The organism is Parasediminibacterium sp. HNIBRBA5674 (assembly GCF_056745525.1).
Map to the genome: position 1 here is coordinate 47,550 of NZ_JBQWIE010000025.1, position 24,861 is coordinate 72,410.

The 24,861-nt window shown below is 38.1% G+C and carries 38 protein-coding genes, 1 tRNA gene and 1 pseudogene; 11 read left to right on the forward strand and 29 right to left on the reverse strand.

The features are described 5' to 3' along the window. Positions 1–41 precede the first annotated feature (41 nt). Entirely contained in the window at positions 42–1,037 is a 996-nt protein-coding gene (locus ACT9TX_RS12830) for a hypothetical protein (protein WP_481338704.1), read from the reverse strand. Positions 1,038–1,235: 198 nt separating this feature from the next. On the opposite strand from ACT9TX_RS12830, the gene ACT9TX_RS12835 reads away from it, so the two are divergent. The 7 genes from ACT9TX_RS12835 (at position 1,236) to ACT9TX_RS12865 (ending at position 7,450) form a co-directional block, all read left to right on the forward strand. Then, a complete protein-coding gene (locus ACT9TX_RS12835) occupies positions 1,236–1,697 on the forward strand; it encodes a hypothetical protein (protein WP_481338706.1) in 462 nt (153 codons plus the stop codon). Beyond that, positions 1,697–3,256 carry a hypothetical protein gene (locus ACT9TX_RS12840; RefSeq protein ID WP_481338708.1) on the forward strand — a complete coding sequence of 520 codons (1,560 nt, stop codon included), beginning with the start codon at positions 1,697–1,699 and terminating at the stop codon, positions 3,254–3,256. The genes ACT9TX_RS12835 and ACT9TX_RS12840 overlap by 1 nt, the downstream gene beginning before the upstream one ends. Before the next feature lie 2 nt (positions 3,257–3,258). Then, positions 3,259–3,693, forward strand: coding sequence for a hypothetical protein (locus tag ACT9TX_RS12845; RefSeq protein WP_481338710.1), 435 nt, complete (start codon positions 3,259–3,261; stop codon positions 3,691–3,693). 1 nt (position 3,694) lies between these two features. Continuing rightward, on the forward strand, positions 3,695–5,029 hold the full coding sequence (locus ACT9TX_RS12850) for a phage portal protein family protein (protein ID WP_481338712.1): 1,335 nt from the start codon (positions 3,695–3,697) through the stop codon (positions 5,027–5,029). A 155-nt stretch (positions 5,030–5,184) separates the two neighbouring features. After that, the gene (locus tag ACT9TX_RS12855) at positions 5,185–6,249 is read left to right on the forward strand and encodes a minor capsid protein (protein ID WP_481338714.1); all 1,065 of its coding nucleotides are present in this window, start codon (positions 5,185–5,187) and stop codon (positions 6,247–6,249) included. Between the two features lie 74 nt (positions 6,250–6,323). After that, a complete protein-coding gene (locus ACT9TX_RS12860) occupies positions 6,324–6,911 on the forward strand; it encodes a phage virion morphogenesis family protein (RefSeq protein ID WP_481338716.1) in 588 nt (195 codons plus the stop codon). 38 nt (positions 6,912–6,949) lie between these two features. Continuing rightward, entirely contained in the window at positions 6,950–7,450 is a 501-nt protein-coding gene (locus tag ACT9TX_RS12865) for a hypothetical protein (RefSeq protein WP_481338718.1), read from the forward strand. A 26-nt stretch (positions 7,451–7,476) separates the two neighbouring features. On the opposite strand, the gene ACT9TX_RS12870 is transcribed toward ACT9TX_RS12865, so the two are convergent. Next, positions 7,477–7,806, reverse strand: a complete 330-nt coding sequence (locus ACT9TX_RS12870; RefSeq protein ID WP_481338720.1) for a hypothetical protein — start codon at positions 7,804–7,806, stop codon at positions 7,477–7,479. 49 nt (positions 7,807–7,855) lie between these two features. Here ACT9TX_RS12870 and ACT9TX_RS12875 point away from each other — a divergent pair, with 49 nt between their 5' ends. Further along, positions 7,856–8,041, forward strand: a complete 186-nt coding sequence (locus ACT9TX_RS12875) for a hypothetical protein (protein WP_481338722.1) — start codon at positions 7,856–7,858, stop codon at positions 8,039–8,041. Positions 8,042–8,353: 312 nt separating this feature from the next. Here the strand turns inward: ACT9TX_RS12875 and ACT9TX_RS12880 are convergent, their stop codons facing one another. From ACT9TX_RS12880 to ACT9TX_RS12925, 10 genes are all read right to left on the reverse strand, one after another. Further along, complete coding sequence (locus tag ACT9TX_RS12880) at positions 8,354–8,587, reverse strand: hypothetical protein (protein WP_481338724.1); 234 nt, start codon at positions 8,585–8,587, stop codon at positions 8,354–8,356. After that, entirely contained in the window at positions 8,584–9,204 is a 621-nt protein-coding gene (locus ACT9TX_RS12885; RefSeq protein WP_481338726.1) for an antA/AntB antirepressor family protein, read from the reverse strand. Before ACT9TX_RS12885 ends, ACT9TX_RS12880 begins: the two co-directional genes overlap by 4 nt. A gap of 182 nt (positions 9,205–9,386) precedes the next feature. Beyond that, positions 9,387–9,968, reverse strand: coding sequence for a hypothetical protein (locus tag ACT9TX_RS12890; RefSeq protein WP_481338728.1), 582 nt, complete (start codon positions 9,966–9,968; stop codon positions 9,387–9,389). 13 nt (positions 9,969–9,981) lie between these two features. Then, positions 9,982–10,419 (reverse strand): hypothetical protein, encoded by a 438-nt coding sequence (locus ACT9TX_RS12895; RefSeq protein WP_481338729.1) that lies wholly within the window; start codon positions 10,417–10,419, stop codon positions 9,982–9,984. Then, positions 10,406–10,831 (reverse strand): hypothetical protein, encoded by a 426-nt coding sequence (locus tag ACT9TX_RS12900; RefSeq protein ID WP_481338731.1) that lies wholly within the window; start codon positions 10,829–10,831, stop codon positions 10,406–10,408. The genes ACT9TX_RS12895 and ACT9TX_RS12900 overlap by 14 nt, the downstream gene beginning before the upstream one ends. Beyond that, positions 10,828–11,049, reverse strand: coding sequence for a hypothetical protein (locus ACT9TX_RS12905; RefSeq protein WP_481338733.1), 222 nt, complete (start codon positions 11,047–11,049; stop codon positions 10,828–10,830). Before ACT9TX_RS12905 ends, ACT9TX_RS12900 begins: the two co-directional genes overlap by 4 nt. A 71-nt stretch (positions 11,050–11,120) precedes the next feature. After that, positions 11,121–11,420, reverse strand: coding sequence for a hypothetical protein (locus ACT9TX_RS12910; RefSeq protein WP_481338735.1), 300 nt, complete (start codon positions 11,418–11,420; stop codon positions 11,121–11,123). Positions 11,421–11,685: 265 nt separating this feature from the next. Further along, entirely contained in the window at positions 11,686–11,943 is a 258-nt protein-coding gene (locus tag ACT9TX_RS12915) for a helix-turn-helix domain-containing protein (protein ID WP_481338737.1), read from the reverse strand. A gap of 65 nt (positions 11,944–12,008) precedes the next feature. Continuing rightward, positions 12,009–12,221 (reverse strand): hypothetical protein, encoded by a 213-nt coding sequence (locus tag ACT9TX_RS12920; protein WP_481338739.1) that lies wholly within the window; start codon positions 12,219–12,221, stop codon positions 12,009–12,011. 304 nt (positions 12,222–12,525) lie between these two features. Then, the gene (locus ACT9TX_RS12925) at positions 12,526–12,792 is read right to left on the reverse strand and encodes a hypothetical protein (RefSeq protein WP_481338741.1); all 267 of its coding nucleotides are present in this window, start codon (positions 12,790–12,792) and stop codon (positions 12,526–12,528) included. A 64-nt stretch (positions 12,793–12,856) separates the two neighbouring features. Here ACT9TX_RS12925 and ACT9TX_RS12930 point away from each other — a divergent pair, with 64 nt between their 5' ends. After that, entirely contained in the window at positions 12,857–13,228 is a 372-nt protein-coding gene (locus ACT9TX_RS12930) for a hypothetical protein (protein ID WP_481338742.1), read from the forward strand. Positions 13,229–13,462: 234 nt separating this feature from the next. On the opposite strand, the gene ACT9TX_RS12935 is transcribed toward ACT9TX_RS12930, so the two are convergent. From ACT9TX_RS12935 to ACT9TX_RS12995, 13 genes are all read right to left on the reverse strand, one after another. After that, on the reverse strand, positions 13,463–13,675 hold the full coding sequence (locus ACT9TX_RS12935; RefSeq protein ID WP_481338744.1) for a hypothetical protein: 213 nt from the start codon (positions 13,673–13,675) through the stop codon (positions 13,463–13,465). After that, a complete protein-coding gene (locus ACT9TX_RS12940; RefSeq protein ID WP_481338746.1) occupies positions 13,672–13,899 on the reverse strand; it encodes a hypothetical protein in 228 nt (75 codons plus the stop codon). The genes ACT9TX_RS12935 and ACT9TX_RS12940 overlap by 4 nt, the downstream gene beginning before the upstream one ends. Then, positions 13,887–14,114 carry a hypothetical protein gene (locus tag ACT9TX_RS12945; protein ID WP_481338748.1) on the reverse strand — a complete coding sequence of 76 codons (228 nt, stop codon included), beginning with the start codon at positions 14,112–14,114 and terminating at the stop codon, positions 13,887–13,889. Before ACT9TX_RS12945 ends, ACT9TX_RS12940 begins: the two co-directional genes overlap by 13 nt. After that, on the reverse strand, positions 14,114–14,923 hold the full coding sequence (locus ACT9TX_RS12950; RefSeq protein ID WP_481338750.1) for a GTPase domain-containing protein: 810 nt from the start codon (positions 14,921–14,923) through the stop codon (positions 14,114–14,116). Before ACT9TX_RS12950 ends, ACT9TX_RS12945 begins: the two co-directional genes overlap by 1 nt. Positions 14,924–15,006: 83 nt before the next feature. Beyond that, positions 15,007–15,597, reverse strand: a complete 591-nt coding sequence (locus tag ACT9TX_RS12955; protein WP_481338751.1) for a hypothetical protein — start codon at positions 15,595–15,597, stop codon at positions 15,007–15,009. Positions 15,598–15,634: 37 nt separating this feature from the next. Continuing rightward, positions 15,635–15,729 (reverse strand) — tRNA-OTHER (locus ACT9TX_RS12960). 70 nt (positions 15,730–15,799) lie between these two features. Then, entirely contained in the window at positions 15,800–16,324 is a 525-nt protein-coding gene (locus ACT9TX_RS12965; protein ID WP_481338753.1) for a host-nuclease inhibitor Gam family protein, read from the reverse strand. A gap of 14 nt (positions 16,325–16,338) precedes the next feature. Then, complete coding sequence (locus tag ACT9TX_RS12970; RefSeq protein WP_481338755.1) at positions 16,339–16,542, reverse strand: hypothetical protein; 204 nt, start codon at positions 16,540–16,542, stop codon at positions 16,339–16,341. 43 nt (positions 16,543–16,585) lie between these two features. Next, positions 16,586–16,897, reverse strand: a complete 312-nt coding sequence (locus ACT9TX_RS12975; protein ID WP_481338757.1) for a hypothetical protein — start codon at positions 16,895–16,897, stop codon at positions 16,586–16,588. Continuing rightward, positions 16,890–17,285, reverse strand: a complete 396-nt coding sequence (locus tag ACT9TX_RS12980) for a helix-turn-helix domain-containing protein (RefSeq protein WP_481338759.1) — start codon at positions 17,283–17,285, stop codon at positions 16,890–16,892. The genes ACT9TX_RS12975 and ACT9TX_RS12980 overlap by 8 nt, the downstream gene beginning before the upstream one ends. 4 nt (positions 17,286–17,289) lie before the next feature. Then, positions 17,290–17,703, reverse strand: a complete 414-nt coding sequence (locus ACT9TX_RS12985; protein ID WP_481338761.1) for a hypothetical protein — start codon at positions 17,701–17,703, stop codon at positions 17,290–17,292. A 14-nt stretch (positions 17,704–17,717) separates the two neighbouring features. Continuing rightward, positions 17,718–18,626 (reverse strand): ATP-binding protein, encoded by a 909-nt coding sequence (locus tag ACT9TX_RS12990; protein ID WP_481338763.1) that lies wholly within the window; start codon positions 18,624–18,626, stop codon positions 17,718–17,720. Positions 18,627–18,635: 9 nt separating this feature from the next. Then, on the reverse strand, positions 18,636–20,684 hold the full coding sequence (locus tag ACT9TX_RS12995; protein WP_481338765.1) for a hypothetical protein: 2,049 nt from the start codon (positions 20,682–20,684) through the stop codon (positions 18,636–18,638). 55 nt (positions 20,685–20,739) lie between these two features. On the opposite strand from ACT9TX_RS12995, the gene ACT9TX_RS13000 reads away from it, so the two are divergent. Beyond that, on the forward strand, positions 20,740–20,919 hold the full coding sequence (locus tag ACT9TX_RS13000) for a hypothetical protein (protein WP_481338767.1): 180 nt from the start codon (positions 20,740–20,742) through the stop codon (positions 20,917–20,919). Here the strand turns inward: ACT9TX_RS13000 and ACT9TX_RS13005 are convergent. After that, on the reverse strand, positions 20,902–21,123 hold the full coding sequence (locus tag ACT9TX_RS13005; protein ID WP_481338769.1) for a hypothetical protein: 222 nt from the start codon (positions 21,121–21,123) through the stop codon (positions 20,902–20,904). The genes ACT9TX_RS13000 and ACT9TX_RS13005 overlap by 18 nt on opposite strands. An 11-nt stretch (positions 21,124–21,134) precedes the next feature. Then, complete coding sequence (locus ACT9TX_RS13010) at positions 21,135–21,338, reverse strand: hypothetical protein (RefSeq protein ID WP_481338771.1); 204 nt, start codon at positions 21,336–21,338, stop codon at positions 21,135–21,137. 88 nt (positions 21,339–21,426) lie between these two features. Between ACT9TX_RS13010 and ACT9TX_RS13015 the strand changes: the two genes are divergently transcribed. Next, positions 21,427–22,293, forward strand: a complete 867-nt coding sequence (locus ACT9TX_RS13015) for a helix-turn-helix domain-containing protein (RefSeq protein ID WP_481338773.1) — start codon at positions 21,427–21,429, stop codon at positions 22,291–22,293. A gap of 146 nt (positions 22,294–22,439) precedes the next feature. Here ACT9TX_RS13015 and ACT9TX_RS13020 read toward each other — a convergent pair whose 3' ends face one another. Together ACT9TX_RS13020 and ACT9TX_RS13025 are read right to left on the reverse strand one after the other, a co-directional pair. Then, entirely contained in the window at positions 22,440–23,717 is a 1,278-nt protein-coding gene (locus tag ACT9TX_RS13020; protein WP_481338775.1) for a lamin tail domain-containing protein, read from the reverse strand. Positions 23,718–23,811: 94 nt separating this feature from the next. After that, positions 23,812–24,659 (reverse strand): annotated as a pseudogene (locus ACT9TX_RS13025) (IS5 family transposase). Positions 24,660–24,861 lie beyond the last annotated feature (202 nt).

Genomic DNA, 24,861 nt, shown 5'->3' on the forward strand with positions numbered 1-24,861 from the left:
GCTTACATTGTTGGTGTTGGCAATCTTTAAAACCAAAGCATCTATTTGCTATATTCTGTACCAAACTTGGCTTTGAACTTCGCTTTAAAGGCATCCATATTTTTAGCCATTAAATCTTCTACTTTGCCTTTTTCGTTTAGCTCATCATAATCCATAGCCATCAATGATTTTAAGGCTGCATCGCCTTCATCAATAGCCGTAGTTAATGGGTTGTAAACTGGCATTGCATCTACCAAAGCTTTCAACTCGGTTGGCTTACTTGCATACGCTACTTTCAATTGATTACCAACTTCAACCGTGAACTTTTTAGCAGTTACACCGCCAGCAATCAAGTCGTTTATAGTTTGGGTTTCAGTGGTTGCCTTCAAAGCTGCCAAAGCATCTTCGGCGGTTTGTGCCTTTACCTTTTGTGCTGCTAAATCCTGTACCAGTTGCGGTACTTTAGCGGCTTCGGCTACAAGGCTATTTAAAGCCGTTTCAAAAGCTGCATTATCAGCGGCCTCTGCTTTTAAATTCAGTTTGCCAAGTTGCTCGGCAGTTAATGTTATTTGCTTCATTTTTATATTGGTTGTAAAATCTGAAAGGTTTATTTCGTTATCGTCCTTATCGTAAAGCTTTAAGCTGTTGTAATTGCCAGGAATATCAACCACGCTACTCTCTCTATTAAACCATTTTGTTACTGTCGGTGCAGTTTGGTTTGGTAATTTCAAAGCAGGGTCATCACTAGTTTCCAACACCACAAAATGCCCAAGAGAAGCTGCATTTAAAAAGCCATTTTCAATTTCGTCAACAGTTTGCTGACCTCTCGAATTTGATAAATTAATAGTTGGTTTTGCAAAAACAGCATCACCGTCAACTCTAAAATCAGTCCATTTTAATAAAACACCAGCAGCTCTATCGTGCATGTAATAGCCAATAGGGTTTTTGGTGTATTCAGCCATCAAATAACCCTCAGTTAATAAGCGAAAACCATACACGTTTACCGAGTTATCGGTAAGCTTAAATTCTTTATCTATCTTCTTAAACTTATCTGCCATTATTCGTGTAATTCGTGCAATTCGCCTAATTCGTGGGCTTCGATGATGTAAAAATGCAACCCTTTAAAACCCTTGCCAAACGGTACTTACAGCCAAAAACAGTTACCGACTTAGCATAAGTTTACAACTGTCCTCGCATAGTTTTTCGAGTTCTATTTAGGGTTAATTATGGTTCATTTTTGTTGTAAACAAAAAGGGATGGCAGCAGAAAAAAACACTAAAGAGGAACTGGCAAGAAAGAAGCGGCTAGCCTATACATTGTTCGTTGAAAACCACTTTGAGCAAAAGGTTATTTCGGATATTACTGGCATCAGTGAAAAGAGCATTAGTAAGTGGAAAACAGAAGGCAATTGGGATGATGATAGGCAGGAAGCAAGGCAAGGTTTTGAACCGCAACGTAAACGTATCAGGCGGCATATTGATACTTTACTAACTAATATAGAAAGCCGTGATGCGCCTAATAATGTACCCACAGCACCAGAAGGAGATACGCTTAACAAATTGGCTGATGCTGTAAAAAAACTACAAACAGAATTATCCTTTGCGCACAAAGCCGAGGCAGGTAAACAGTTTATTAATTACGTACAAACTGTTCACGGACAGGCTAAGGCAATTGAGGCTGTTGAATTATGGCACGAATACTTAATGGGAACTAGCTAATGGCGGCAATTATAAATATAAAACAGGCAACAGAGGCATGGGATAACTTTCGTAAAAGTTTACGAAAAGGTACACCTGTTGATAAAACTGAAAGCCCACAAGCTAAAGCCAAGCGAATAAAGGAATTAGAGGCAAATCCTGAAGCTTGGAAGAAACACTATTTCTCAAAATTTATGGAGTTCGATAGCCCTGACTTTCACAAAAAAGCAACCCAAAGGCTATTAAAAAACTTTTTAAAATTAAAGCACTGGTACGAGGTAAGACATTGGGTTCGTGGGTTAAGCAAAACCACAACAGCCATGATGGATGTGTTGTATTTAGTAATGACAGGCAAACTAAAAAACATCATTTACACCAGTAGTACCTACGATGCGGCTGAGGCATTTTTAGAGAAATACCGTGCCCAGTTAGATAGCAATCCACGACTAATAAACGACTATGGCAAACAAGAGCTTGCTGGCAGTTGGTCTATGGGAAGTTTTACAACTCGTAATGGAGTTAAATTCTTAGCACTTGGTGCAGGGCAAAGCCCACGTGGTAATGGTAACGAGGAGATACGACCAGACGGTATTATAGTGGATGATTTTGATACGGATGAGGAATGCATGAACGCTGATATTATCAACAAAAAATGGCGATGGTTTGAAAATGCCTTGTTTTTTACCGTTGATACCGCCAAACCTTATTTAATCCTTTGGCTAGGTAATATTATTGCTGAAGACTGCTGTGTGGTTAGAGCTGGTAAAATGGCTGACCATACCGAAATTATCAATATCCGTGATGCCAATGGAATTTCTGTTTGGCCTCAAAAGAATAGCGAGACTGATATTGATTATCAACTAAGTAAAGTAAGCTATGAAAGCCAGCAACAGGAAATGTTTAATAATCCCATGCGACAAGGGCAAACGTTTAAAGAGATTACTTGGGGTAAATGCCCACCACTAAAACAGTTGGATTTTGTAATTAGCTACGCTGACCCTGCTACAAGCAATAAAGACAAGCCGAGTGTTCGTAGTAAAAGCCAAAACAGCACCAAAGCCGTACCGTTAATTGGCTATAAGCAAGGCAAATTTTACCTATACACCTGCTTTGTTGATGTAATGACTAACAGCATGTTTATTGATTGCATGTATAGCGTTCGCAAGTATGTAAATGGGGCTTGCCCATTGTACAGCTTTATTGAAAACAATACCCTACAAGACCCATTTTGGGAGCAAGTATTAAAGCCATTGATTTATGCGAAAGGTGCAGAGTTTGGCGGGGTTTTAGCCGTTACGCCTGACGGTGAAAGAAAGGGTGATAAATGGTTTAGAATTGAGGCAGATTTAGAGCCATTGTTTAGACTTGGCGAGTTTGTTTTTAACATAGATGAAAAGGATAATCCACACATGGTAAGGATGGCTGCACAATTTATTACCGCCAGTATTACCAGTAAAACTTTGGATGGCCCCGATGCTTGCCAAGGTGCTGTAAAAGAAATTAAAAAACGCATTCAAGTACAAGCACTTGGCAGTGCTGTTGAGTGCATTAAACGCCCCCCAAACAAAAAAAGATATTAATCATGCCATTTTTAACAAAAGCAGATTTAACACCACCATTATACCAAGAGATTATTGATGAAATAACCCGTGGTGATGATAGCATTGTTACCAAGGCTATTAACAATGCTATTGGCGAAATGAAAGGCTCATTAAACCGCTACAATTTAGTAGCCATGTTTGGCACTAATGATACTGAGCCAACTTTTAGTGAGGAGTTTTTAAGCAGCCTTGGTAAAGACATGGCTTGCTGGCATTTGATAAAATTGGCTAATCCAAATATCAACTTAGAACTATTTAGAACAGCATACGAGGATGCAGTAAAGTTTTTAGATAAGGTGATGAAAGGTGATAAAGACCCTGCATGGCCACTAAAGCCAGATGACCCTACAACGCCTTTAGATGAAGCAGGTAGTGTAAGTGCATCGTATAACAAAAAAAGAAATAATTTTTATTAGAATGGCATTGAAATCAAAAAAAGTAACGACTTCGGTTGATAATGATAAGCTAATAGTAAACCAAATTATTGTTAGAAATATTGACCGTACCAGTAAGGATATTGGTAGCTACCGCAATGCACATATTGCTGCTGAAAACGTCTATTATCCAAATCGTACAAGGCTATATGATTTGTATGAAGATGTTGATTTAGACGGCCATTTAACAGGTATCATTGGCAAACGAATAGATGCAGTTTTAAACAAGACCTTGCACTATAAAGTCAACGGCAAAAAAGCTGATGAAATGGACGATGTTATCGAAAGTGATTGCTTTCGTGAGATTATACGTTTACGTATGTTGGCTAAGTTTTGGGGCATCAGCGGCCTAGAATTTATTCCTGGCACTGAGCTTGAGTTTAAAGAAATTCCACGAAAGCACATCAAGCCCGAAAAAGGTGTTATCACTATTGAGCAAACAGACCAAGAGGGTACACCTTACATTGGTGTAAGTAATATTTTGGTATTTGGCAAGCCAAAGGATTTAGGGTTATTATTGAAATGTTCGCCTTATGCTTTGTACAAAAAAGGTGATATGGCTGATTGGGCGCAGTACATTGAAATATTCGGCCAGCCAGTGCGAATAATGAAATACGATGCTTACGATGCCAAAACAAAAAACGAACTTAAACAGGTTGTAGATGAAGCTGGCAGTAGCTTGGCTTTAATGATACCTAGGCAGGTTGATTTTGAGATGATGGATGGCAAAGTAAGCAATGGTGATGGTCAGCTACAAGAGAGGTTTAAAAACGCTTGTAATGACGAAATGAGCGTTATTGTTTTAGGCAATACCGAAACCACCAGCAACAGCAATGGCGGTAGTAATGCAAAGAGTAAAGAGCATGGTAAGCAACAACTTGAATTTACAAAAAGCGACTTAAAAGACGTTGCTAATGCTTTAAATAGCAAGCAGTTTATTGCTATACTTAAAAGCTACGGCTTACCTGTTGTTGAAGGTGGAAAATTTGCCTTTGAGAAAGAAATTAATGTTGAGGAATTAAAGGCAAAAGCCGAAGTTGACACTACAATTGTAACATCAGTAAAATTACCAGTAAGTGATGATTATTGGTACGATACCTATGGTATAGATAAGCCAGATAATTACGATGAGTTAAAGGCAAAATTAGAAGAAGCCCCCCCGCCCCCCGAAGGGGGGAACAATAGCCCGAACCAAAAGAAACCCGAAAATAAATCGGCATCAAAGCCCCCCCCTTCGGGGGGCAGGGGGGCTTTATCGGCATGGCAGAAGCTAAGGTCAAAGCTTGCTGATTTTTTCGACCAAGCCCACAAAGATTAAGGGATTATCTAAGTGGGCTACAAGGCCTTGCACATACTGAAATACAGGCGCAACTTAACGTCTTGTATGAAGATTGCTGCCACCATTTATCCGCTTCGAATATTCCCCCTTTGGGGGATGTGGGGGCTGATGATTTTGCCAAGATGTTGACCGACATGGTGCAACAGGTATGGAACGACAAAGGCTTACCATCAGGTACTATAAATAAGGCCGTGACCAATGAATTTGCAAAACGTTTATGGACTGGTGTAACCAAAGGTTATGGTGATAAAGCCAAAGCATTTTTAGCAGGTAAATTGGATTGGGAAACACCCGATTACAAAATGCTGGCAGCATTGCAAAAAAACGTTTGGCATTTTGCAGCAGCGAAAAATTATAGCCAATTACGAGCATTAAGCAACGCATTAATAGGCGAAGATGGTAAGCTTAGGACTTACAACCAGTTTAAAGTTGAAGCCTTTAAAATCAATGACCAGCATGTAAACCAATGGTTACAGGCAGAGTATAACCTTGCTGTTGCTGGTGGGCAAATGGCGGGTAAATGGGTAGATATTGAAGCCAATGCAAAAGCATTGCCCAACCTTGAATTTGATGCCATTGTTGACAAACAAACCAGCAACTTGTGCCGTGGTTTAAATGGTACGGTATTGCCCATTAATCACCCATTTTGGAATACTTACTATCCACCAAATCACTTTAATTGCCGTAGCACCGTAAGGCAACGTGGCAGCAGTACCAGGGTTACAAAAGAAGCCGATATACCAAGCAGCGATATACCGCCAATGTTTCGTACAAATTTGGCAAAGCAAAGGTTGATTTTTCCGCCAAAACATGCTTACTATACTGATATACCAGAAGGTGTACAACAAGGTTCGGTAAGTGCTATGCGTAAAGAATTAATAGCAATTGCAAAAGAACGATTGCTTGATAAGCAAGTAGATGTTGAAGGTATTGGTAAGGTTGGATTTAATAATAAATCAATTAAGGAAATATTTAACCAGCCGCACAATCAATATGATTTAAAAAATCAACTAGCCACCATATCGGATTTAATGCTAAAAAATGCAACATTGATTAAAAAAATGCCCGACTTGAAAGGATTTGCCAAAGCGTTTCATTACTTAGAAGTAAAAGGATTGGGCAGTGATTTTGTTTTGGTGGTAAAAGAAAACCAAGATGGCTCTAAAATAATGTACTCAATTGTTGATGGCTTAAAATAAAAAAGTGGTAAGCCCTCGCCGAAGGATATGCAATCCAACGCAGTATCTTACCACACTACAAATATACAAAACAAATGGATAACGCAAATATTACTTTACCAATTGAGCAACTCGAACAACATTTCAAAAGCGTTGCTATTCGCTTGCCTGCCATTGCTGGTAACGAGGTGGTAAATTTTGCATTGGACAATTTTAAACGTCAAGGGTTTTTGGGTGATAGCTTCCAGCCTTGGCGGCCACGTAAGAACCCCAATAAATGGGGGCAAAAGCCTAAACGTAATGGGAGAAATATATTAGTTGATACAGGCAGATTAAGGCGTTCTATCAGAATTGTACGAATGAATATGGATGAGGTGGTAGTGGGTAGTAATGTGGCTTATGCCAAAGCTCATAACGATGGTGTAAGACTTGGCGAAATTCAACAGGTAAAAGAACACCAACGAAAAATCACTAAGGTTGGTATTATTAAAATAGTAAGCCGAAAAACAAAAACCAACATCACATTTGGTAGAAAAGACACAGGCAACACCAGTATAGTAAAAGCCCATACTCGTAGGATAAACAAAAATATTCCTGCCCGTAAATTTTTAGGCGAAAGCCCTTACCTGACTGCGAAGCTACAAAGGGTAATTGGTGCAGAAATCATGAAAGCAATTCGTTAAAAAAAATCGTACATCATACCTCGTAAATCATACTTATTATGACATCGTTATTTGCTCAACTATACTTAGCTATACAAGCGCACATTAAAACCAATGTGCCAGCAATTAAATGGATAGACCAAGATTTAGGGCAATTGGAAATAGCAGATGAAAGACCTCCAGTAATTTTCCCTTGTGTACTAATAGATTTTGCTACAGCACAGTACACCGAAGAAAGCCAAGGTTTTCAATGGGCTGCTATTACCATTAGCATACGTTTAGGTTTTGCACCATTTAGTAGTGCTAGTTCTGCTGCACCTCTACCTGTACAAGAAAAAGCATTAGAATATTACGAAATTGAAAACGATTTATATTCGGCATTGCAAGGATTTACAGCAAATGATTGCATACAGCCAATGGTAAGAATAAGTGCTGCAACTGAAAGGCGTGAGGACACTTACAGGGTGCGTGAAATACTTTTTACAACTGCTACCGAAGATGATACGGTACAAGTGCCTGTAAATAAGGTAAGCGGTGATTTAGAATTAAATTTGGGCTAATTCCCCCTTTGGGGGATTGAGGGGGCTTACCAAACAATAAACGGATATTTATTTTTAAACCACTTTACATCAGGCTTAGTCCTGTTAAGTTCTTTTAATAAAGCCGAGTGTTCGGATATTTTATTAACAATCGTTCGTTGGCTAAAGAAAATTTCATCTTCAAGCAACGCCAAAGTAGCTAGGTATTGCTTGCCTTGCATTTTAATGTAATAGTAGTAACGGCAAATAAGAAGCTCTGTTTGTTTAGCCATAAGCACCTCGCTACGCCCTTTACGTTCAGGCACAGTAATGACGCTTAACTGTTCATTTTCATCTTTAAAGAGGGATTGGTATATAGAGCGACTGCCACGTTGCATATCACAATATTACTAACGGTTTTAGTAATAATACAAAAAACTTACTTACATGAAAACACAACGAGAATTATTAGCACAAAAAATTACCAAAGGCTTACCACTTACCACTACCGAGCAATTGCAAGTAGCTACAATAAACGCAAGCATTATGGCACAAGCTGCTACACCTATTGCCCTCGAATTCGAGCATTGGTTAGCTGCCCTGCTTCGCAAAGGGCAATCATTTGAGCAATAAATGCTTTAAAATTATTAGCACTCCATTGGTTAGGCATTTGCTGCAATAAAAACGCAATACTAAGTAGTTGGTAGCTTGCAAACCGTTGTGGATGCTTGCACAATATGATAATATAATCTAGTATTATTTGCGCAGCTTGGCGGTAATTGCCTAGTGCTATATGGGTTTCAAATTCGGCATAATCGCCTAGTATATCATCTTCATCAAACATGCTCAAATATATCAATAAAAAAAGCCACCATTTCCTTACACCTGCGGCTATGGGGAAAGAGGGTGGCTTAAAGCACTTACGTGTAAATACACCTGTGCTACCTACGCTTTTTTGTCTATTTCGTATATTCTATTCAACTCAAATTCATTAGGCATTATTGCTTCTTGCAAGTCGGCTAATGTGTGCAGTGTGGTATTATCTGCTGGCATATCATCTTGGCTACTACTCACTAAGCGCATTACATGGTTAATGCTTTTTAACAAATTTTCGTGAAAAGCACCCGGCACTACTTGCGGTATGGTAATGATGAGTTGGTTTTTGCTGTAACTAATCATATTGAGCCCTCCCCAAAATTTAACGCAAGTACAGGTTGCATTTGTTTTAAAGTGATGCGATTGTTAGTTACCAGCTTTTGATGGTGCAGTTGCAGGGCAAACTCTTCGGTTATTAACTGCATTTTACCCATTTTTACAAAATGGCCCGGATACCTAGCCACCCTGCCACTACAGCCGCCACTGGTGTAGTTGTAGCCTAGCTTTTGCAGCAGCTCACGGTAAGGGTACATTTTGCGGCCATTAATACGCTCGGCCTTTAAACCCTTAAACACTTGGTGTTGCGGTGGCAATTGGCTTATGCCACGTAGCTCTTTTTCTTTAGCGATGAAATAGCGGCGAATTTGCCTACCTGTCTCGTTACGCTCTAGCATGGCAAGCTCTTTCGCCATGTCGAGGGTGAGCAGATACTTTGTAACAGGTCTTTTTGAACTTTTAACAATTTCCAAATTTGGAAAATAATCTTTGCTCTTTTCAAAGCCAAATTCTTCGATTCTCCTTTTTATCCAATTTTGATAAATTGAACCAACTTTAAGTTGGCGGTGCAATTGCTGTGCATCAACTAGCACATTGTTTTCTTGTACTACTAGCGGTAGTAAGTCGTGTTGAACGTTTTGCATGTTCTGAAATATTAAAGCCTATTAGTCGGGGTGCAAAACGTTCAACACGATAAAGTGTAGTACTAAAGGGTTTTCCCCTTTCCCCGACCAATAGGCTGAATTGTAAATTTAAATTGAAGTACATGTTAAACGTTTTGCACTTCAAATATAGAAAGTTATTTTAAAAAAGTAAACGTTTCGTTTTAATAAAATTTATACATGCCTATTTTTTCGATGTCATTTTCGTAAAAGCCTTGTGGCAATTTCTCAAATTCTTTTACTTTAATTTCAGCATTTGGATAACTTTTATTGAAGTAGTTTAATAGTTTTTTCTGTGGTACTATGTTGTAATTTTCATCAAAATACATTCTATTTTCAGCTATAAACCTTTCCATATTTTTCTTAGTGAAAATGACAAAAGGTTGCACTTCATAATATAATATTTGTGTAGTATCTAACTTGTTTGCAAGTAATTGGCAGCTATCATACCTCCGTTTACAATCTTTCTTTAAGCTATCAATATAATCATTATCAATTTCATAGTTATTCTTTACAGCAAGTTGCATTTCTGTCTCAGCCAAACTATATTGATAACTTTGTATTTGCATTAATTTCTTCGCTGTAATTGTATCTACCATTAAGTAAATGGTATCTATTTTTTCAATATCACCAAGTTCTGCCAAGTAATGTTTTTTTACAACATCGGCTATCGGTTGCAGTTTTTGCTTTTTACTGTCACAAGCCATTGCAGCAATAGCTAAAAAAGGGATAATTAATTTTTTCATGGTTGTTAGTTTTTTAAATTTTGCTTAAAAACGATTTCTCTACTTTATCAAATATAAATACCATTTTATCTCGTAGTTCCTCAAATGTAAAATCATCTAATCTTTTACCGCCTTTGGCAATACAAAAATCATTGATTCTTTTATAGTCTAGTACCTTTTTGCCATTCTTTAATATCACTTTTCCACTAGCATCGGTAGCATACCAACCAAGGGTATGACACCTGCTTAAAATTGCACCACGCATTTTGTGGCAAGGGTCAGGCGGTCGCTGGTAAGGGTACTTTTCCTGTAAGCTTTTAATAATGGCCGCAGCTTCAAGCTTGGTAAGTTCTTTGGTGCTGGTGGTTCGTCCATCGCTGGCACTTGAAATAATGGCATCTTTATATGCAGCTAAATTATTAGCAGATATAATGGTTTGAATAATGGTGATTTGTTGTTTATTGATATTCATTTTCGAACATTTCATTTTTAAGGTAATTCTCTGGGTCAGCTTTTGTTCGCCAGCTTTCTTTCTTTAGAAACTTCGTATAGGCTGTAATACCCATTAATGCTTTCACCTGCTTGCCTTTACTCATTCTTTCCCATAAAGGCTCGCAGCGTTTACGGTTAATTTTCTTATCGTAGGCTAGCCAAAACATATCGAACGTTACTACAAATTCAGCCTCTACAATCGTGGCTTTTGTATCTGCCAAACTTGCTTCTAATTCAGTTATATCGGTAGCAATTCTAGCTTTAAAAGATTTCATTATTGCTGCCATCATGTGGCAACGTGTACAGTCTATTTTTACCAGTACACCCAATTCATTATACAGCAATTCAGCTTCGCCTGTAAAGGCTGGTGAAGTAATTAGGAAACGTCTCATTCGTTGTCTATTATAAATTTTGTATCGAAAATGGTTACCACTTGTCTAAACTTTTTTGCGCCATTGTAGCTGATACCATTTGCTTTTGCGTAATTGCTAATTGTAGCCAAATTGAGGTAACTACCTACGTGTTCAATTATTTGAACTAGCTCATCATTTGTAAGCTCACCGCTATGTATGCGGTGGCTAAGATGATTGCATATAGTATTGACTAACATGGTGTTGTAATAGGTTCAATTTTTTGAATTGCGTGTATTTATGAGTTGGTGGCAATACGCCAGGACTCTAATTAATCGGGTTGGACAAATTTTAAAATCTTTATTTGTTCATCTCTATCCACGGTTAAAATATATTTCTGCATTTTTGACTTAGCAATTTGAAGCAATTCTTTATCTCTCTTTAAAATGCTTTTACCGAGTTGTCTTTTACATTTCATAATTGACTGAACATAGACAAACACTTGTGGAGAATATCTATCAGTAAAGCCATCTTTATCAATTTGACATTCGGGCAAATCGGTTACTTCTTTAAGCATCCATACAGCAGCTTGCAATTCTGCATCTGCACCGAGAAAATCCATTATATCCATAATCTTATAATTTAAAGTTTACTCAAAATGTACTGCCACCAACAACGGCATTTGCTAAATTTGGGCTTGACGAAACCGCAATCGGCTTTTAAATCATTGTTGAGCATCTGTGCAATAAGCTACCAAGCAACAGTAATTCTATTACCCCAACTTCGCAATATGCCAACCGTTACAGGCAAGCTACTACCACCCTGCGGACGGTTGCAGCTTGCTTTATTTTATCAGTAAAAATTGAGGGGATAAATTAGTTTTTAGACGGCTTGCCCTAGTGTGGCAAACTTTCAATGTCTTTCCAAATTATTTGCAATTCGCCAAGAAGGCAGCCAAGTATTGCTAAGAGAGTATTGAAATTATAAGGCTTACCAGCTTCAACATCTACCAGCGTTGCTTTTCTTATTTGTGCCATTTCTGCCAGTTGTTCCTGGCTGTAGCCTACTTCTTTTCTTCGTTGCTTAATATAATCGGCTATCAATTTTCTTGCAGTATCAGCCACCAATGGATTGAATTTTCTATCTTCGCTCATTGTCATTTCTTTTTGAAGTGATTAATTTGAAAGAAGCCACGACTGATTATCGTGGCTTCGCTTTTTTAATACTTTGGTTCAAAACCGAAATACTGTGTAAGTAATGAGCGTTTGTAAATTAAATCTTGCAATCTTGAACAGCCAATTTCAATTTTTTGACCATTGTATTCACCTTTAAGAAAAAATGCCCAAGCAGTATTTGTTAATACTTTAACGCCTTTAGAATTTAATTCAGCGATAATGTTTTCGTTTGTGCGAGAAATTTTTATAGTTGTCATTTTGCTTTTTTTGTGGGTGATTAGCCCGATTAATTAATTTGATAAAGCAAATATAGGTACGCTTTATCGTACCGCCAAATATTTTTACAACTTTTTTAAAAAATATTTTTCCCCCTCAATTTCAAAGAACTTTTTGACTACCCGTAGCCAGCCTGTAACAAGGGGTTTGCCGCTATTTTGGCTTGACCCTAACCCCCAGCTACACCTATCAAGGCATCAAATTACTACTATCAACTGCCTGCCGCCAATTCCAAAACAGACGGCAAGCCCTACCGTTAGCGGTCATGCCTACCAGTATTATAATTTAAGCATGAGGATTGTGGTCTATTCTCATACTTGCATATCCCACATAAGGCTTTTCAGGAACTGTTATTCTAGGTTCCACAATAACTTTTGGAGCTTCCCATTCAACTTTGCCAGATATTCTTTTTTGCAAAAATTTTCTATCTAACAAAGCCCTCATTTGGCTTTGTGCCTCATCAATTGTGTTTCCCTCAAAGCAATAATCGTAGCCGTCAATAGTTCCACTACAATACCAAATACCTCTAATGCACTTTGTAATTACTTCCATGTTTATTTTTTTATTTGATTATAATTTGGCATCCAATTATCAGGCACTTCATTTATAAGCGAAGTTGCAAGGCTGCGACCAAGCAATTCCTGAGCAACTTTCAAGTGGTAAGACAAATGAGACATTGAAAGAATTAGAAATTGACTTTGACACATTTAATGCAGTTATGGTTCAGTTTCAAAGATTTGGTTTTATTGAAGACCTTAACCTTCGACACTCTTATTTAGCTTTCATTTTAAGGACAGATGCTCACGACTTTGCTCAAAAAGGTGGCTTTGCAATTCAAGAAGAAATTTTTAAAGCCAACATTGAGAAATTAGGTTTTGAAATTGACAATCTTAAAAAGCAACTTACCCCAGACAAACTTGACACGTTGAATAAAATTTCTTCGATTGCTTCTGCTCTCTTTGGTGGACTTGCTTTGTTGCCTAAATAACAACAGCTTTTCAAGTTCATTTAAAGCGACACTTGTATTTCCGTTGTTTTGAAATTGTGGACACTTTTGCCACTCTTTATAAACAACTTCATCGTTGACAAAGACAATTTTTTCACGGGCTGACACAGCCGAAAATATTGTTTTCTTTTCGCCATAAAAGTTTGTTTGTATCACAATCTTTTCGGTATGGACAATTGTATTTTGGTTCATATTTTTTGTTTTTATTTAACCCGTTCAATTACTCTGTTTTTTAAACTGTCTTCTATCGTAGTTTTTAATTTGCTTCTCCAGCTCTTTAGCATAGCAGCGTAGGGCTTTGGCTCTAATGCCGTACATGGTAGTTTTCCAAGGTGCTTTATGCGCTTGCCAATTCTTCATCTTTTCCTCACTAATGGCTGCTTGCTGCTTGGCGATGCCGAGTTGCATTTTTATGTCTGTGAGGTTCATGAGAATAAGTTTGGTTGGTTATTGCTTGGTTTTTGCTTGTGAGCAATAATGCCCTCGGCTATAAAATGAGAAAGGCCGTTATCAACTTTCTGCTCTGCCATTTTACTCAGCTTTAATCGCTGTTGTGTGCTTTGCTTAAAGTAGGCTTGCTGTGCATCACGCATATCCAAAATATCCTGTGCCATTTCGAGAAACCATTGTGGGTATTTTTTTAGTTCTGGCATAATTCAATGACTTTATTTTTTAGTAATTCTAGGTGCAACCTTGTTTTTACGGCTTCTTTATTTGCCCCAACTTCTTCACCGTTTGCACCCCACATTAATCCTATGTTATTGAGGTGCTGTAACCAACCGCCATACTCTTCAATGAATAAAAGCAATAAGCTAACTTGAGTTTTTTTACACGGTATTGTTTCTATTGTTTCAATCTCTGTGTACATTATCCTTCTTTTAAATTTTTAAGCATTCTTGCGGTTTTTTCCTCCTCGGTTTCTTCACCAAATAGGTTAAGGTTAGTTACCTTTTCTGCTGGTAGCTCTTTGGCTTGTGCCTCTTTGCCTTTTGGCTTGGTTGTTTTTTTGGGTTTGCCTATTTGCGCCAGCTTGTAAAACTCTTTTTCGCCTAGTCGCTTTATGGCCGTTTCTTGATGAACAACAAATGGTTGACCACCACCATATCTACTTCTAGGAAATGCTATTAAATTCGCAACACCCACTTTAATATTTGCCATATACTCAACCGCTTTAGCATGTGCACCTTGTGGGCTTTTTCCTTCACTCCAGCTAATGATGATGAGTATCTTCTTTTTTTTGCTGGTTACGTATTTACGCTTCAGGTCAGCAACTTGGTCAGCGGTAAATCTTGCGGCTTGCAGGCTATCAATTACCCATATTTTGGCACTTTGTCGGCGAGACATGCGCTTATCAAGTTCCTGATAGGTATAATGGTCAGTTATCTGCATCACATTGCCCAGCTTGTGAATTTTATATCGGTCTACCAATGTTGCCTGTATGGTTCTGCCATGTGCCTCCTCGTACGCTACGTACTCGCATTTACATTGTAAAGCAACCAGTAGCTCGTATATAAATCGTGCAATAAAACTGCTCTTACCATTGTTAGTTGCACCGTGTATCAACATATCAAAAGCTGATTCTAATTCGCCAAGACAAGCCGTTATTTCTGGCGAAAGCCCCTTTATAAACTCGTATTTCTTTGCTGCAAGTGCCTGTATGCCTATCGTTTTTGCCATTAATCCTGCGTTTGAGTTGGTTTAAAAGTGTTAAAACCCCCCTTCGAGTTTTATGTTTTTCTGCACAATTATTTGCTGATTTGCTACTTTATTGGTGCAAAAAACTCTGCGTAAGTGGTTTTAAAAAACATACAGGCCTCTTGGTGGGTCCAGCTCATGTGGCCGTTGTAAATGTCATTTTCGGTAATAAATTGTAAGAAAGGTGCAGCATTGCCTTTTTGAAATACCTCATGCTCTAGCTCTAGGGCTTGCATATCTGCTATTTTAATGGCGGCTTTTATTTGGGGTGATTGGCGTAGGTGGAACTTATGAGCTATTACCGTTTCAAAGTTCTTTTCTAGGCTGTCATAGGTATTACCTAACAATACCTTTAGCGGTTTAATTACATCACCCAAATATGCCTCGCTGGCATCGTGTAGCAGGGCTTCACGGGCAAATGCAGGGTTCACCAACTTGCTTACCAGTACGCTATGCTGTGCCACGCTGTAAAACTGATTGGTATTGCCACCAAAGCGGCAAATTTTGCTCAGTGCATTGGCTATATCACTCAGGCAAATCATGTCTTCGGTTGGTTTTTTAAGACTGATTCTTTTGCCGCTGGCTGTGTTAAACATGCCATCGTTACAAGCATGTACAGGGTGAAAGGTTGGTAGTGGTGCTACTTGTTTTGTCATGGTGTTGATGTGTTTAATTGTGTCGTAATGTTTCATGTGGTGAGAGCAGGGGTCGAACCTGCATTAACAGGGATGCCTTTCTTCGTTATTTCTGTAGGTCAACAGAAGCGTCTACCATTTCGCCATCTCACCGTTTAGAAAGCCCCCCTGTAGAAACAGGGGCGACTAAATCCTAATAAAAAACTAAAAACCATCTTTATAGCTAGGCGGCTATTTCTTCTTTCTTTAGTTTAATGTAGAAGCTCTCATCTTGCACCACTTGAATACCACATTTAGCAAACAATCCGCTTACTTCCTCATTGTCTCTCTGCGCTAGTAAAGCGTCTTTTTGCGGCTCATCCTTGGTGCGTACATAAGTTGGCAAAAACTCTTTAAGCATATTGGTAATACTGCTCCATGTGAAACCTTTTAGCGGTTTCAACGCTGGCGGATTGGTGTTGAAACCAACTACACCATGCACCGTTTCTACGCTTTTTTTCTTGATAAACAAGGTGTCTTTATTCTCGGTACAAAAGGTTTGTATTACCTCAAAATGCTGGTCTTTGGTGTCTTTTAGCTTCGCCAAATCCTCTGCGTACTTCTCACGTATCTTGGTCATTTCTACGTCCATTTTTGCCACTATTTGGCTTTCCTTAGCATCTGCCTGTGCATATTGGCTAAGGCTGTCTTCGTAAGCCTCTGCGCTTACGGCTGTAACTACTTTTTTACTTACTCTCTTGGTACTCATTGTTGTTTGTTGTTTTAATTATAATTGAATAGATATTTTTTCGCTTTATGCCCCTCAATCACTATTTGGTAATAGTCAGGCAATGGGTGCTTTTCAGGTTTGGCTATACGTGGCGGCTCTGCTTTTGGCATTGGCTCTTTACGTGCTACCAGTACTCGCTTGCCATCTGTAATGCGTGGCTTGCGGTGCTTTCTCAAAATCATTTTTAGTAAGTCCATATGGTTTATTTTTTATTCCCCCTTTGGGGGATTGAGGGGGCTTTTAGTGGTTAAAATGTTCGTGAATTTCATTGCTCATTACCAGCAGCTTTGCACCTATGTAAGTGGTAAAATCCATTAGGTAATCGCTAAACAGAATCCTAAGTGCGATTGCTTCGTGTGCTTTAAAGCTCATGGTGCATTCTGCGAAGTGGTGTTTTAGCTTCAAGTATAATCGGTCTTTAATTTCCTTTAGCACGCTAAATAAAAGCTTCTCATCATCGCTATCAGTATGGGTAATAATTAGCTTCTCTATCACTTCTTTTAGCACTTCTACTTGCTGGTACTTGAAGGTGGTTTTATATAAATTACTCATTGAAGAGGTGTTTTATTGGTTCGTAATACTGCATCGTTAGCTGGTCATTTATTGATACATTGGCTTGTGCCTTTTGTATGCCATGCATTACATCGTAATGGCCGCTATAACCTACATGCGCAGCTATTCGTTTCAGGCTTAGCAAGGTTTTTTCTCTTAGTAACCATGCTAGCAACTGTCTTCGTGCCACATAATGCATGTGTCGGTTTCTTTTAGAAATAGTAGCAACATCTATTTGCCAAACGTTACAAGCTGCAATTACTAGCTCATGCTGCTGGCTCATATCTACTGCTAAGTGCAGTGTGAGCTTACTATGGCAACCAGTCAATTGGCTAATCTGTTGCTCTGTTTCAGCCATAATAAGCTCTACTTGTTTTTTCACACTCATAGCCTCACTTTTTCATAGTATTTAAAATGCCTTTCCACACAATGCGAGGTATTACCACCACCTCTGCTAGTTCTTTCGCATCCCAAAAGCCAGCAAAGCAGTAATAGCGAAAGTTGGCTGGTTGCTTTTGTAGATGCGGTAGCAGTACGGCTGTCTCATTTACCCATACCGTTCTAAACCAGCCCCAAAAGAGTTGGCTATCTTCAAACTTGCGCACCAGCACCTCGTCAGCATTGGTTTTAAAAGTTAGAAAGTTGATGGCTGTACCGTATAAGAAGGCAGCATAGTAATCTTCCTGCCAGCCTAGTAGCTTGCACACTTGGTGCTGTACATCTAGGCGTTTTAGTTCAAATTGCTCTGCCTGTGTTAGTTGCAGGTTAGCGATAATGTCGTTGGCAAATTCTTGTGTTGTTGGCATGGTGTGGTGGTGTTTTAGTCTTGTGGTGGTAATTGGCTTATCAATAGTGCCGTTTCGGCTCTTCGCAAGCCGCCTATATTGCCAGTTTCATCGTTACCCATACATTGCTTTACAATAAGGTTGATGGTTTTTGCATCGCTGGCATTTACATTTAGTACATCGGTTATTAGCTTTCTATAGAAGTCTTTTCTTTCGCTAGTTACCCGTGGCACAATGTGTAAAAACTGGTTATTAAATCGGCTGAATATTTCACGGTAGCCTACTTTTTTCCATGTGATGCCACGGTTTATTTTTTCCTCTAAGCCATCTGCACCCATCAGGTAAAAACCGCACACACCTTCTGTAGCGTTCCATAATTCTTTTAATTCAAGGAAAGCAGGGTAATCCAAATCGCCAGCCTCATCTAATACTATTAATGGCTTTTCAAGCTGCTTTAAATAGTATTTAAGATTAGCTTTTACCTCGGCATACTTGCCTGTATTGTCTACACCAATTGCTTTTGCCAGTGTACGTATAAACAATTGCTTTGTTTTGCATTCGCTACAATCCACGTAAAAAGAATTTTTCATACTGCGTACAATATGCTTGCTGCAAAAGGTTTTACCAATAGATGTATCATCTACCAGCAACATGCTTTTGCTTTGGTCTTGGCAAAAGCCTAAATTGTCCTTTATTTCTTTGTATACATCGGTCTCGGCAACATTCCATCTTTTAGCCCCTAAGCTTACCTGTAGTTCTCTGCCTATTGTCAACCACTGGCTTTCTTTTAAAAGTCCATCCATTTCGCCGCTACGCATACGGCTATAAACACTACCATTAATTGCCCATTTTTTAGCAAAAGCGGCATCACTACCACCGTAGTTTTTACGGTCTATTTCCAAAGCGTCTAGTACCGCTTGTTTAAATTCTTTACTTAGTTGCATGGTGTTGGTTTATTGGTTATTTAAAAATTTCTGTCTCCAGCTACTGCCAGTATTGTTGGTTTTTGGTACAAATACTTCGTCATCGTCTTGGTAGGCACTACCTAAGTTTGCGGTTTCAGTTTCTGTAGCCGTGTAAGTGTTTTTAGTACCAGGAATAGTGAAGGCAATAGAAGGCTTGAATTTTACGCTGTTATCAATGGTGGTAATAGCTTCACTTTTGTTCTTTTCAGTATTAATGTAGCCAGTTACAGTAGCCACATATTTGCTTAGTAATGTTTTAATGGCTCTATCGTTATCTGTTTGCTCTAGTGTAGCCGTATTATAAGCTGGCTTTAATATCGCTTGGCAGATGTATCGGCCATCTAATGTGCATACATGAGCTTGCAGTACATTACCATCATTACTATCCAACCACTGCACCATTACATCTTTATTATTCACAGCTTTTAGGTAATTAAGCAGTTCGCTACCAGTAGTTACCCTATTCTCACTGCCAAGCAACCACTCACCGCCTTGTAATCTTAGCTGGCCAGCTTTTACACTGCTGCGTGTACTATAGCCTATATAAGGTAATATGCCACGCCAGTTAATAGGTGTTAGTTTTGGGTTTTGCATGGTGGTAAATACTTCCCATCTGCTTTTGCCTTGGTGCTTTGGGTGTTCGCTATTATTCCACTCTATTATATGGCCTAGGCTTTTCTCAACAATAGTTGAATAAGGAATAAATTTGGCTTTATTCTCATCGGCGTTTTTTATACCTGCACGGTTGCTTTCACTTTTTGCAAATGGTCTAGGTATCCAACCTTCTTCTTCTTTTTCTTTGCCATAGCGTAAGTCTCTAAAGTATCTTTCTATACGTTTACCACGGGCGTTATTGGCTTCACATTGCACTTTGCCAAACATCGCACCATCTGCTAACAAGGTGGTTAAATATTGGCTGTTAAGGCTCATTTCGCACTCAACCTCATAAGGCAAGCATAAGCCCCATTCGCTATAATTGCGTACCATCTGGCGGTAAAAGTTCAGCAATAACTCCTCTTTAGTTTTACCGTGTACCCACACCGTCCATGCGCCACTTGCTAGGTCTATACCCATATAAAACCAAACCCTGCTGCCCTTGGCGTATTCAAAGGGCGGCTGCCTATCATCAATACTTATTTTGCTACCAGCATATAGCGGTGCTATTTTCTTATGGCTCGGTATCAGTTCGTTTATGGTTAGCTGCCTGTTACCAGTTCTTGCCGCAACAGCAGGTGCTTTATTTTCCCATTTGCCTAGCCATAATTTTACAGTTGCTTCGCTTAGTTCTGGGTAATCATCAGGGTTTAGCACCTCACCAGTCTCATCCATTACCATATCCATCACACCTTGCTTAAAGGCTTTGTATTGAAATGCTACCTCGGTAGGCGTAGGCTTGTGGGCTTGCTTTCTAAATAAGTTGTTTAGTAACTCTACTACCTTTTCTGTAACTACTTGAGCATTGCTATTACCAAAGCTGCTATTAATAAATGCCTCAAAGCCTTTTCTACCATCACCACTAGTCATTTTTCCAGCTAATATTCTTGTGTTAATGCTAAGCCTTTGCCAGCTAGTAGCATGTTTACCATTTAGTTTTTCGGCTTTGCGCTCTAGTTCCATCAAGCTCATTACCCATTTGCTAAACTCATCTACTGATAGATTTAACGACTTACGTATTTCCTTTTTTACATTCAAATCGTTCATAAATGGTGTCAACATCTCTAGCCATTGTATATATCGTAAGCATTGTAATTGATGTTCTATTGGCAATTCGCAGCTACCATTGTAGCGATAGTCTAAGTAAAATTGTTTGGCCGCTTCGTTTATATCAGGCAGCATATTCAATATTGGCTTTTTAGCCATATAGTCGTATGGGTTGCCAAAGGTTTTTAGTATTGCTTCTTTGTACGTTTTACCCAAATTCTCGTAGTCAAAGTAGCGTTTACTACCTTCATACACCGTTGGCAGCGTATCGTACCCCTTGCTTACATAGCCGTCTATATTAGTAGCCTTAAATCCACAAGCGATTAAGTCAGGCATACAAATAAGCAGTTTTCCGTTATTATCGTACTTCAAGGCGTGTTATATTTGAAAAATGGAAAAAGAAATAGTTGATTTACTGAAACAAGTATTAGCCAATCAAGCTGTTATCTTTCATCGTATTGATGAACTCTATCACGGTCAGCAGAAAAATACCAAGAGGTCATTTTACGATGAGAAAAAGGCTTTGGAAGAATTAACTTCCAAAGCACAGAAGCTAATCAACAATAGTTAGCAGTACAGGTACTGTTACTATGCGTGTTCTAATACCTGCACCGTTTAGCTGTTGCAGGTATTTTTGTTTGGCAATGGCTACCGCTACATTATCTACACCCGGTGGCAATACCTCAAAGCCTAATACCGAAAACCCTTTTGCTTTTTCTTCATCTTGGCTAGTTTCCTCTGCCCATTTCATAATCTCTTCGTTTGGCTGGTTCATATCTGTTTGTTTTAATTAAATGGAACTAGTTTTTTTACTTCTGCTATTAGTTTATTCTCGCCTTCTTCAAGAATCATAAACACATCGTGTATTTCTTGATTTTGGCGTTCGGCTTCCAGTACCATGTTTACGTACCTTTCAGAAACCCCTACTATTTCTGCCGTTCTTCTTACCCTAGCGGCTCTTACTGCGTCTCTTTGTTTCTCGTTTGCCATATCTTTCGTACTATTGTTTTTGTTCCCTTATACGGTACAGCAAATGTAAGTTCAAATTATTTGATTATCCAAATAAATTCATTAAAAGATGGAATTTTTTTCTGCGAACTTGAAATATCTTAGAGTTAGCAATAACTTAACACAGGCTCAAATACAAGCTAGCATTGGCATTGAGCCTACAACGTGGAGTAATTATGAAAGGGCAAAATCTTTTCCTAACTTGAAATTATTTGATGAAATTGCAAAGCATTTCAAAATTTCGGCAGAATCTCTGTTAAATGAAGATTTACAAAAGGCAAGATTTGAGCCTAAAAAAGAACATGATAAAAAAGAGGCAAAAGGCAAGGATTTAGGCAAGGTTTATGGCAAGGTTCAGCCCGTTTTAGAGCAAAAAAGCAGTTCAGTAGGCTTTTCTATGCCACAGGTAGTTACTGTAGATAATTTTGGCAATGAAAACATGGTTTTAGTGCCAGTTAGGGCTAGGGCTGGCTATTTAAATGGTTATGGCGATACAGAGTTTATAAGTCAGCTACCGAGCTATCGTTTGCCCAATTTTACCAACGGTACATACCGTATGTTCGAGGTTGAGGGATTAAGTATGCACAATACCTTCAATGACAAGGATATTTTAATTACAAAATTCATTGAAAGTCTTGATTTTATTAAGGATGACCGAATTTATGTAGTGGTAACAAAGAGTGAAGGTGTGGTTGTAAAACGTGTTTTAAACCGTGTAAAAACGGATGGTAAACTCATTTTAAAGAGCGACAATTACAAGGAGAGAGAATTGTATCCAAACATGGTTATTTCGCCTGAAGATGTGTTAGAAATTTGGTATTGTGTGGCCTACATGAGCCGTATCATGCGTGCACCAGCAGAAATGTACACTAGGGTCATAGATTTAGAAGGTCGGTTAACTTTATTAGAGGCAAATCTTAAAAAAAGCATTACATAATGGAACTAAAATTTACCAAAATGGAATTTTTAAAAACGATTCGTTTTATATAGCTTTTATGACAAAAACGCCTGAAACCCGCATCAGTTGTGCATTTTTCGCACTTTTTTTATACTCTAGTAGTTATACGTTATGTTTTACCCCCCTTAGTTGTCAGCAAAGGCTAGTTTTTCTGATGTCGTACTTCCAGGGTCATTAATGCCCCCAGCTATTACCACTATATCAGGTTTATTATCAATTACATCACTTTTAAGTCGTTTCAAAAAATTAATTCTACCACCTACACCGTCATTAACAAATCCTGTTCCTCCTGAACCACTATGCCACACATCCCAATTTAATAACTTACCCAAATAATATGGAAAACCTAAAGCTGGCTCTGCAAAGCTGTCACCCAATATTATTGCTTTGAGTCTTTTAGGTTGACTTGTTTGTAAAACCTCGCCTGTATTTTCTACAGTTACTCGTCCTATTGCAAAGCAATTCTCAACTCTTATTTCTCTAAGTCGCTTACTTTTAAATGCAATTTTAAAATAAGTAATTGCACCATCATTTGTGGTTGACAAGTTTGTAACAAATGTATCATTAACAAAAAGCCTACTAATTGTACCATACCCGAGACAGTCTATTTGCAGACTTTCAGAATTAATTGCAAATTCTAGCTTGTTAATTAATGTTAAATATAAGCCTGTAATTCCAGAGGATTGAACAAATTCATCTAATGGATAAGAATTACCTAAACCGATGTTTGAGCCGCTGAATCTAAAAAGATTAAAGTCCATATTATTGGGTAAGGTGGAATATGTTTTGCCATTTATAAAAGGTATATAAAAAGATCTTTGAACTGAAATTGTATCTATATAATCAGCTTTTACAGTTGTTCCACCTTTACCATTACCGTAAATACCATTACCAGCATTGCCGTACGTAATCCAGTCTACAAAATTTGATAATTGAATAGTTGTACAAGGGGCTTCTGGAGAACCACATATGTTTGCAATTGCTTTGTTATCGGCAAGTGCTATCTTACCGCTGTAAGCCGATAACTCTAGATTCTCTACAATAAAATCTGCTTTTGCAGAAAAATCAATACCGGTTGAATTACTTTTTCCACATTGAATTAATAAATAGCCGCCTGCAGGCATTATTGTTGCATTAGGAAAAATAAACGTTTGATTTGCATTTTCTCCAAAATTTTGATTCGGCTTGCCATATAGTAATAGGTAGCCTGAAATATCATAACTAATGTTACTAATATTATGCAATTCTACATAGTCGTATTTGTAAGTACCATTTTCATTTCCACCACCACCATAAACTTGGCTTATAACTATAGATTTCGATTGGGCTTTTATAGAGGTAGTTATTGCAATCATAAATAGAAAACACATAACGCTAACAAAGAACTTTTTAAAACATTTCATAAATTAATTTTTATAAGCCACAAATTTGCTGACAGATGTACATATAAAAAATAGCACTTTAGTAGTATTTAGGTAATAGACCTCTAACATAAAATTAGAATGGCAATTGGTAATTACAAATAGCAGCGATTAGGTTAATTCTAAGTGCAAAGCGCCTTCTTCTATTTCTGTATTTCTCAGATAGTATTCTAAATATTTTCATTGTTCTAATAATATTTTCTACTACGACTCTTGTTCAGGATAACTGCTGGTTCTCTTTTTGCTGTGCGTTTGTAAGTGGTGTTTTCTTTTTACCCTTAATGGGTATTTTACTATTTGTGTGCTTGCGTTGGATACCTTGATAGCCGCTATCAGCTTGTATTTCGATAGTAGGCAATATTGGTAAACAGCTTTCTTTGAATAATCGAAACCCGATAGCTATCGGGTCATGTTTGCGACCATTGTCGATGTGTACCGCTAGTATTTTGCCACTTTTTTGTTCAACCACTATTTGGCTTTTTAGCGTATGACGTTTCTTTTTGCCAGAGTAATTGTATTGCTGTTTTTTTGGGGTCGTTCCACAGGATGTTCGCTCACATCAACCACTATTACTTCAAAATTATTGTCGCTATTATGCAAGGCCTTTTTGCCAGGCAAATGAAAGGATGGTGGTTGTAGTAGTATCTTTTCTGTTGTTGTAATAATACGCCAACAATGCATTTCACTAATGCCATAGCTTTTACTAATATGCAAAAAGGTACGATACTCTCGATAATACATCAGTAACATGAGCAGCTGGTCTTCTATCGACAATTTAGATGGTCTACCACTTTTAGAATCCTCACACTGAGCTTGCTTATAGTTGATAACGAACAATGTCATCTCTATAAATGTCGTGGGCTTTACACCTGTAAGACGCTTGAACATCTCTGCAGAACAATCTTTTACATCTTTATAAAGCATAACTATATGCACGAGCAAAATGCAAAATATTGAACGATAGGTTTATGTTAGAGGTCTAATAAAATAATTAAATAATCGTGTTTTTTAATCAATTAAACTTTAGTAATGTTAACGTAGCGCATGATTAATTAACTCAAGTTGCTAGTTAATTTTCTTTAGCTGTAAAGCAAACAGGAATAATGCTATTTTCAGGAGGAAGCCT

Excerpts from the sequence above, each read along its gene's own strand:
- ACT9TX_RS12940 (WP_481338746.1), bottom strand. The coding sequence starts at position 13,899 with ATGCCAGAACTAAAAAAATACCCACAATGGTTTCTCGAAATGGCACAG.
- ACT9TX_RS13010 (WP_481338771.1), bottom strand. The coding sequence starts at position 21,338 with ATGGCAAACGAGAAACAAAGAGACGCAGTAAGAGCCGCTAGGGTAAGA.
- ACT9TX_RS12860 (WP_481338716.1), top strand. The coding sequence starts at position 6,324 with ATGGATAACGCAAATATTACTTTACCAATTGAGCAACTCGAACAACAT.
- ACT9TX_RS12950 (WP_481338750.1), bottom strand. The coding sequence starts at position 14,923 with ATGGCAAAAACGATAGGCATACAGGCACTTGCAGCAAAGAAATACGAG.
- ACT9TX_RS13000 (WP_481338767.1), top strand. The coding sequence starts at position 20,740 with ATGGAAAAAGAAATAGTTGATTTACTGAAACAAGTATTAGCCAATCAA.
- ACT9TX_RS12830 (WP_481338704.1), bottom strand. The coding sequence starts at position 1,037 with ATGGCAGATAAGTTTAAGAAGATAGATAAAGAATTTAAGCTTACCGAT.
- ACT9TX_RS12835 (WP_481338706.1), top strand. The coding sequence starts at position 1,236 with ATGGCAGCAGAAAAAAACACTAAAGAGGAACTGGCAAGAAAGAAGCGG.
- ACT9TX_RS12945 (WP_481338748.1), bottom strand. The coding sequence starts at position 14,114 with ATGTACACAGAGATTGAAACAATAGAAACAATACCGTGTAAAAAAACT.
- ACT9TX_RS12965 (WP_481338753.1), bottom strand. The coding sequence starts at position 16,324 with ATGAGTACCAAGAGAGTAAGTAAAAAAGTAGTTACAGCCGTAAGCGCA.
- ACT9TX_RS12900 (WP_481338731.1), bottom strand. The coding sequence starts at position 10,831 with ATGAGACGTTTCCTAATTACTTCACCAGCCTTTACAGGCGAAGCTGAA.
- ACT9TX_RS12980 (WP_481338759.1), bottom strand. The coding sequence starts at position 17,285 with ATGAGTGTGAAAAAACAAGTAGAGCTTATTATGGCTGAAACAGAGCAA.
- ACT9TX_RS12850 (WP_481338712.1), top strand. The coding sequence starts at position 3,695 with ATGGCATTGAAATCAAAAAAAGTAACGACTTCGGTTGATAATGATAAG.
- ACT9TX_RS12990 (WP_481338763.1), bottom strand. The coding sequence starts at position 18,626 with ATGCAACTAAGTAAAGAATTTAAACAAGCGGTACTAGACGCTTTGGAA.
- ACT9TX_RS12890 (WP_481338728.1), bottom strand. The coding sequence starts at position 9,968 with ATGAAAAAATTAATTATCCCTTTTTTAGCTATTGCTGCAATGGCTTGT.
- ACT9TX_RS12855 (WP_481338714.1), top strand. The coding sequence starts at position 5,185 with ATGGTGCAACAGGTATGGAACGACAAAGGCTTACCATCAGGTACTATA.
- ACT9TX_RS12840 (WP_481338708.1), top strand. The coding sequence starts at position 1,697 with ATGGCGGCAATTATAAATATAAAACAGGCAACAGAGGCATGGGATAAC.
- ACT9TX_RS12935 (WP_481338744.1), bottom strand. The coding sequence starts at position 13,675 with ATGAACCTCACAGACATAAAAATGCAACTCGGCATCGCCAAGCAGCAA.
- ACT9TX_RS12955 (WP_481338751.1), bottom strand. The coding sequence starts at position 15,597 with ATGACAAAACAAGTAGCACCACTACCAACCTTTCACCCTGTACATGCT.
- ACT9TX_RS12995 (WP_481338765.1), bottom strand. The coding sequence starts at position 20,684 with ATGCCTGACTTAATCGCTTGTGGATTTAAGGCTACTAATATAGACGGC.
- ACT9TX_RS12865 (WP_481338718.1), top strand. The coding sequence starts at position 6,950 with ATGACATCGTTATTTGCTCAACTATACTTAGCTATACAAGCGCACATT.
- ACT9TX_RS12975 (WP_481338757.1), bottom strand. The coding sequence starts at position 16,897 with ATGAGTAATTTATATAAAACCACCTTCAAGTACCAGCAAGTAGAAGTG.
- ACT9TX_RS12905 (WP_481338733.1), bottom strand. The coding sequence starts at position 11,049 with ATGTTAGTCAATACTATATGCAATCATCTTAGCCACCGCATACATAGC.
- ACT9TX_RS13015 (WP_481338773.1), top strand. The coding sequence starts at position 21,427 with ATGGAATTTTTTTCTGCGAACTTGAAATATCTTAGAGTTAGCAATAAC.
- ACT9TX_RS12920 (WP_481338739.1), bottom strand. The coding sequence starts at position 12,221 with ATGACAACTATAAAAATTTCTCGCACAAACGAAAACATTATCGCTGAA.
- ACT9TX_RS12910 (WP_481338735.1), bottom strand. The coding sequence starts at position 11,420 with ATGGATATAATGGATTTTCTCGGTGCAGATGCAGAATTGCAAGCTGCT.
- ACT9TX_RS12870 (WP_481338720.1), bottom strand. The coding sequence starts at position 7,806 with ATGCAACGTGGCAGTCGCTCTATATACCAATCCCTCTTTAAAGATGAA.
- ACT9TX_RS13020 (WP_481338775.1), bottom strand. The coding sequence starts at position 23,717 with ATGAAATGTTTTAAAAAGTTCTTTGTTAGCGTTATGTGTTTTCTATTT.
- ACT9TX_RS13005 (WP_481338769.1), bottom strand. The coding sequence starts at position 21,123 with ATGAACCAGCCAAACGAAGAGATTATGAAATGGGCAGAGGAAACTAGC.
- ACT9TX_RS12845 (WP_481338710.1), top strand. The coding sequence starts at position 3,259 with ATGCCATTTTTAACAAAAGCAGATTTAACACCACCATTATACCAAGAG.
- ACT9TX_RS12925 (WP_481338741.1), bottom strand. The coding sequence starts at position 12,792 with ATGGAAGTAATTACAAAGTGCATTAGAGGTATTTGGTATTGTAGTGGA.
- ACT9TX_RS12875 (WP_481338722.1), top strand. The coding sequence starts at position 7,856 with ATGAAAACACAACGAGAATTATTAGCACAAAAAATTACCAAAGGCTTA.
- ACT9TX_RS12880 (WP_481338724.1), bottom strand. The coding sequence starts at position 8,587 with ATGATTAGTTACAGCAAAAACCAACTCATCATTACCATACCGCAAGTA.
- ACT9TX_RS12970 (WP_481338755.1), bottom strand. The coding sequence starts at position 16,542 with ATGGACTTACTAAAAATGATTTTGAGAAAGCACCGCAAGCCACGCATT.
- ACT9TX_RS12885 (WP_481338726.1), bottom strand. The coding sequence starts at position 9,204 with ATGCAAAACGTTCAACACGACTTACTACCGCTAGTAGTACAAGAAAAC.
- ACT9TX_RS12915 (WP_481338737.1), bottom strand. The coding sequence starts at position 11,943 with ATGAGCGAAGATAGAAAATTCAATCCATTGGTGGCTGATACTGCAAGA.
- ACT9TX_RS12985 (WP_481338761.1), bottom strand. The coding sequence starts at position 17,703 with ATGCCAACAACACAAGAATTTGCCAACGACATTATCGCTAACCTGCAA.
- ACT9TX_RS12895 (WP_481338729.1), bottom strand. The coding sequence starts at position 10,419 with ATGAATATCAATAAACAACAAATCACCATTATTCAAACCATTATATCT.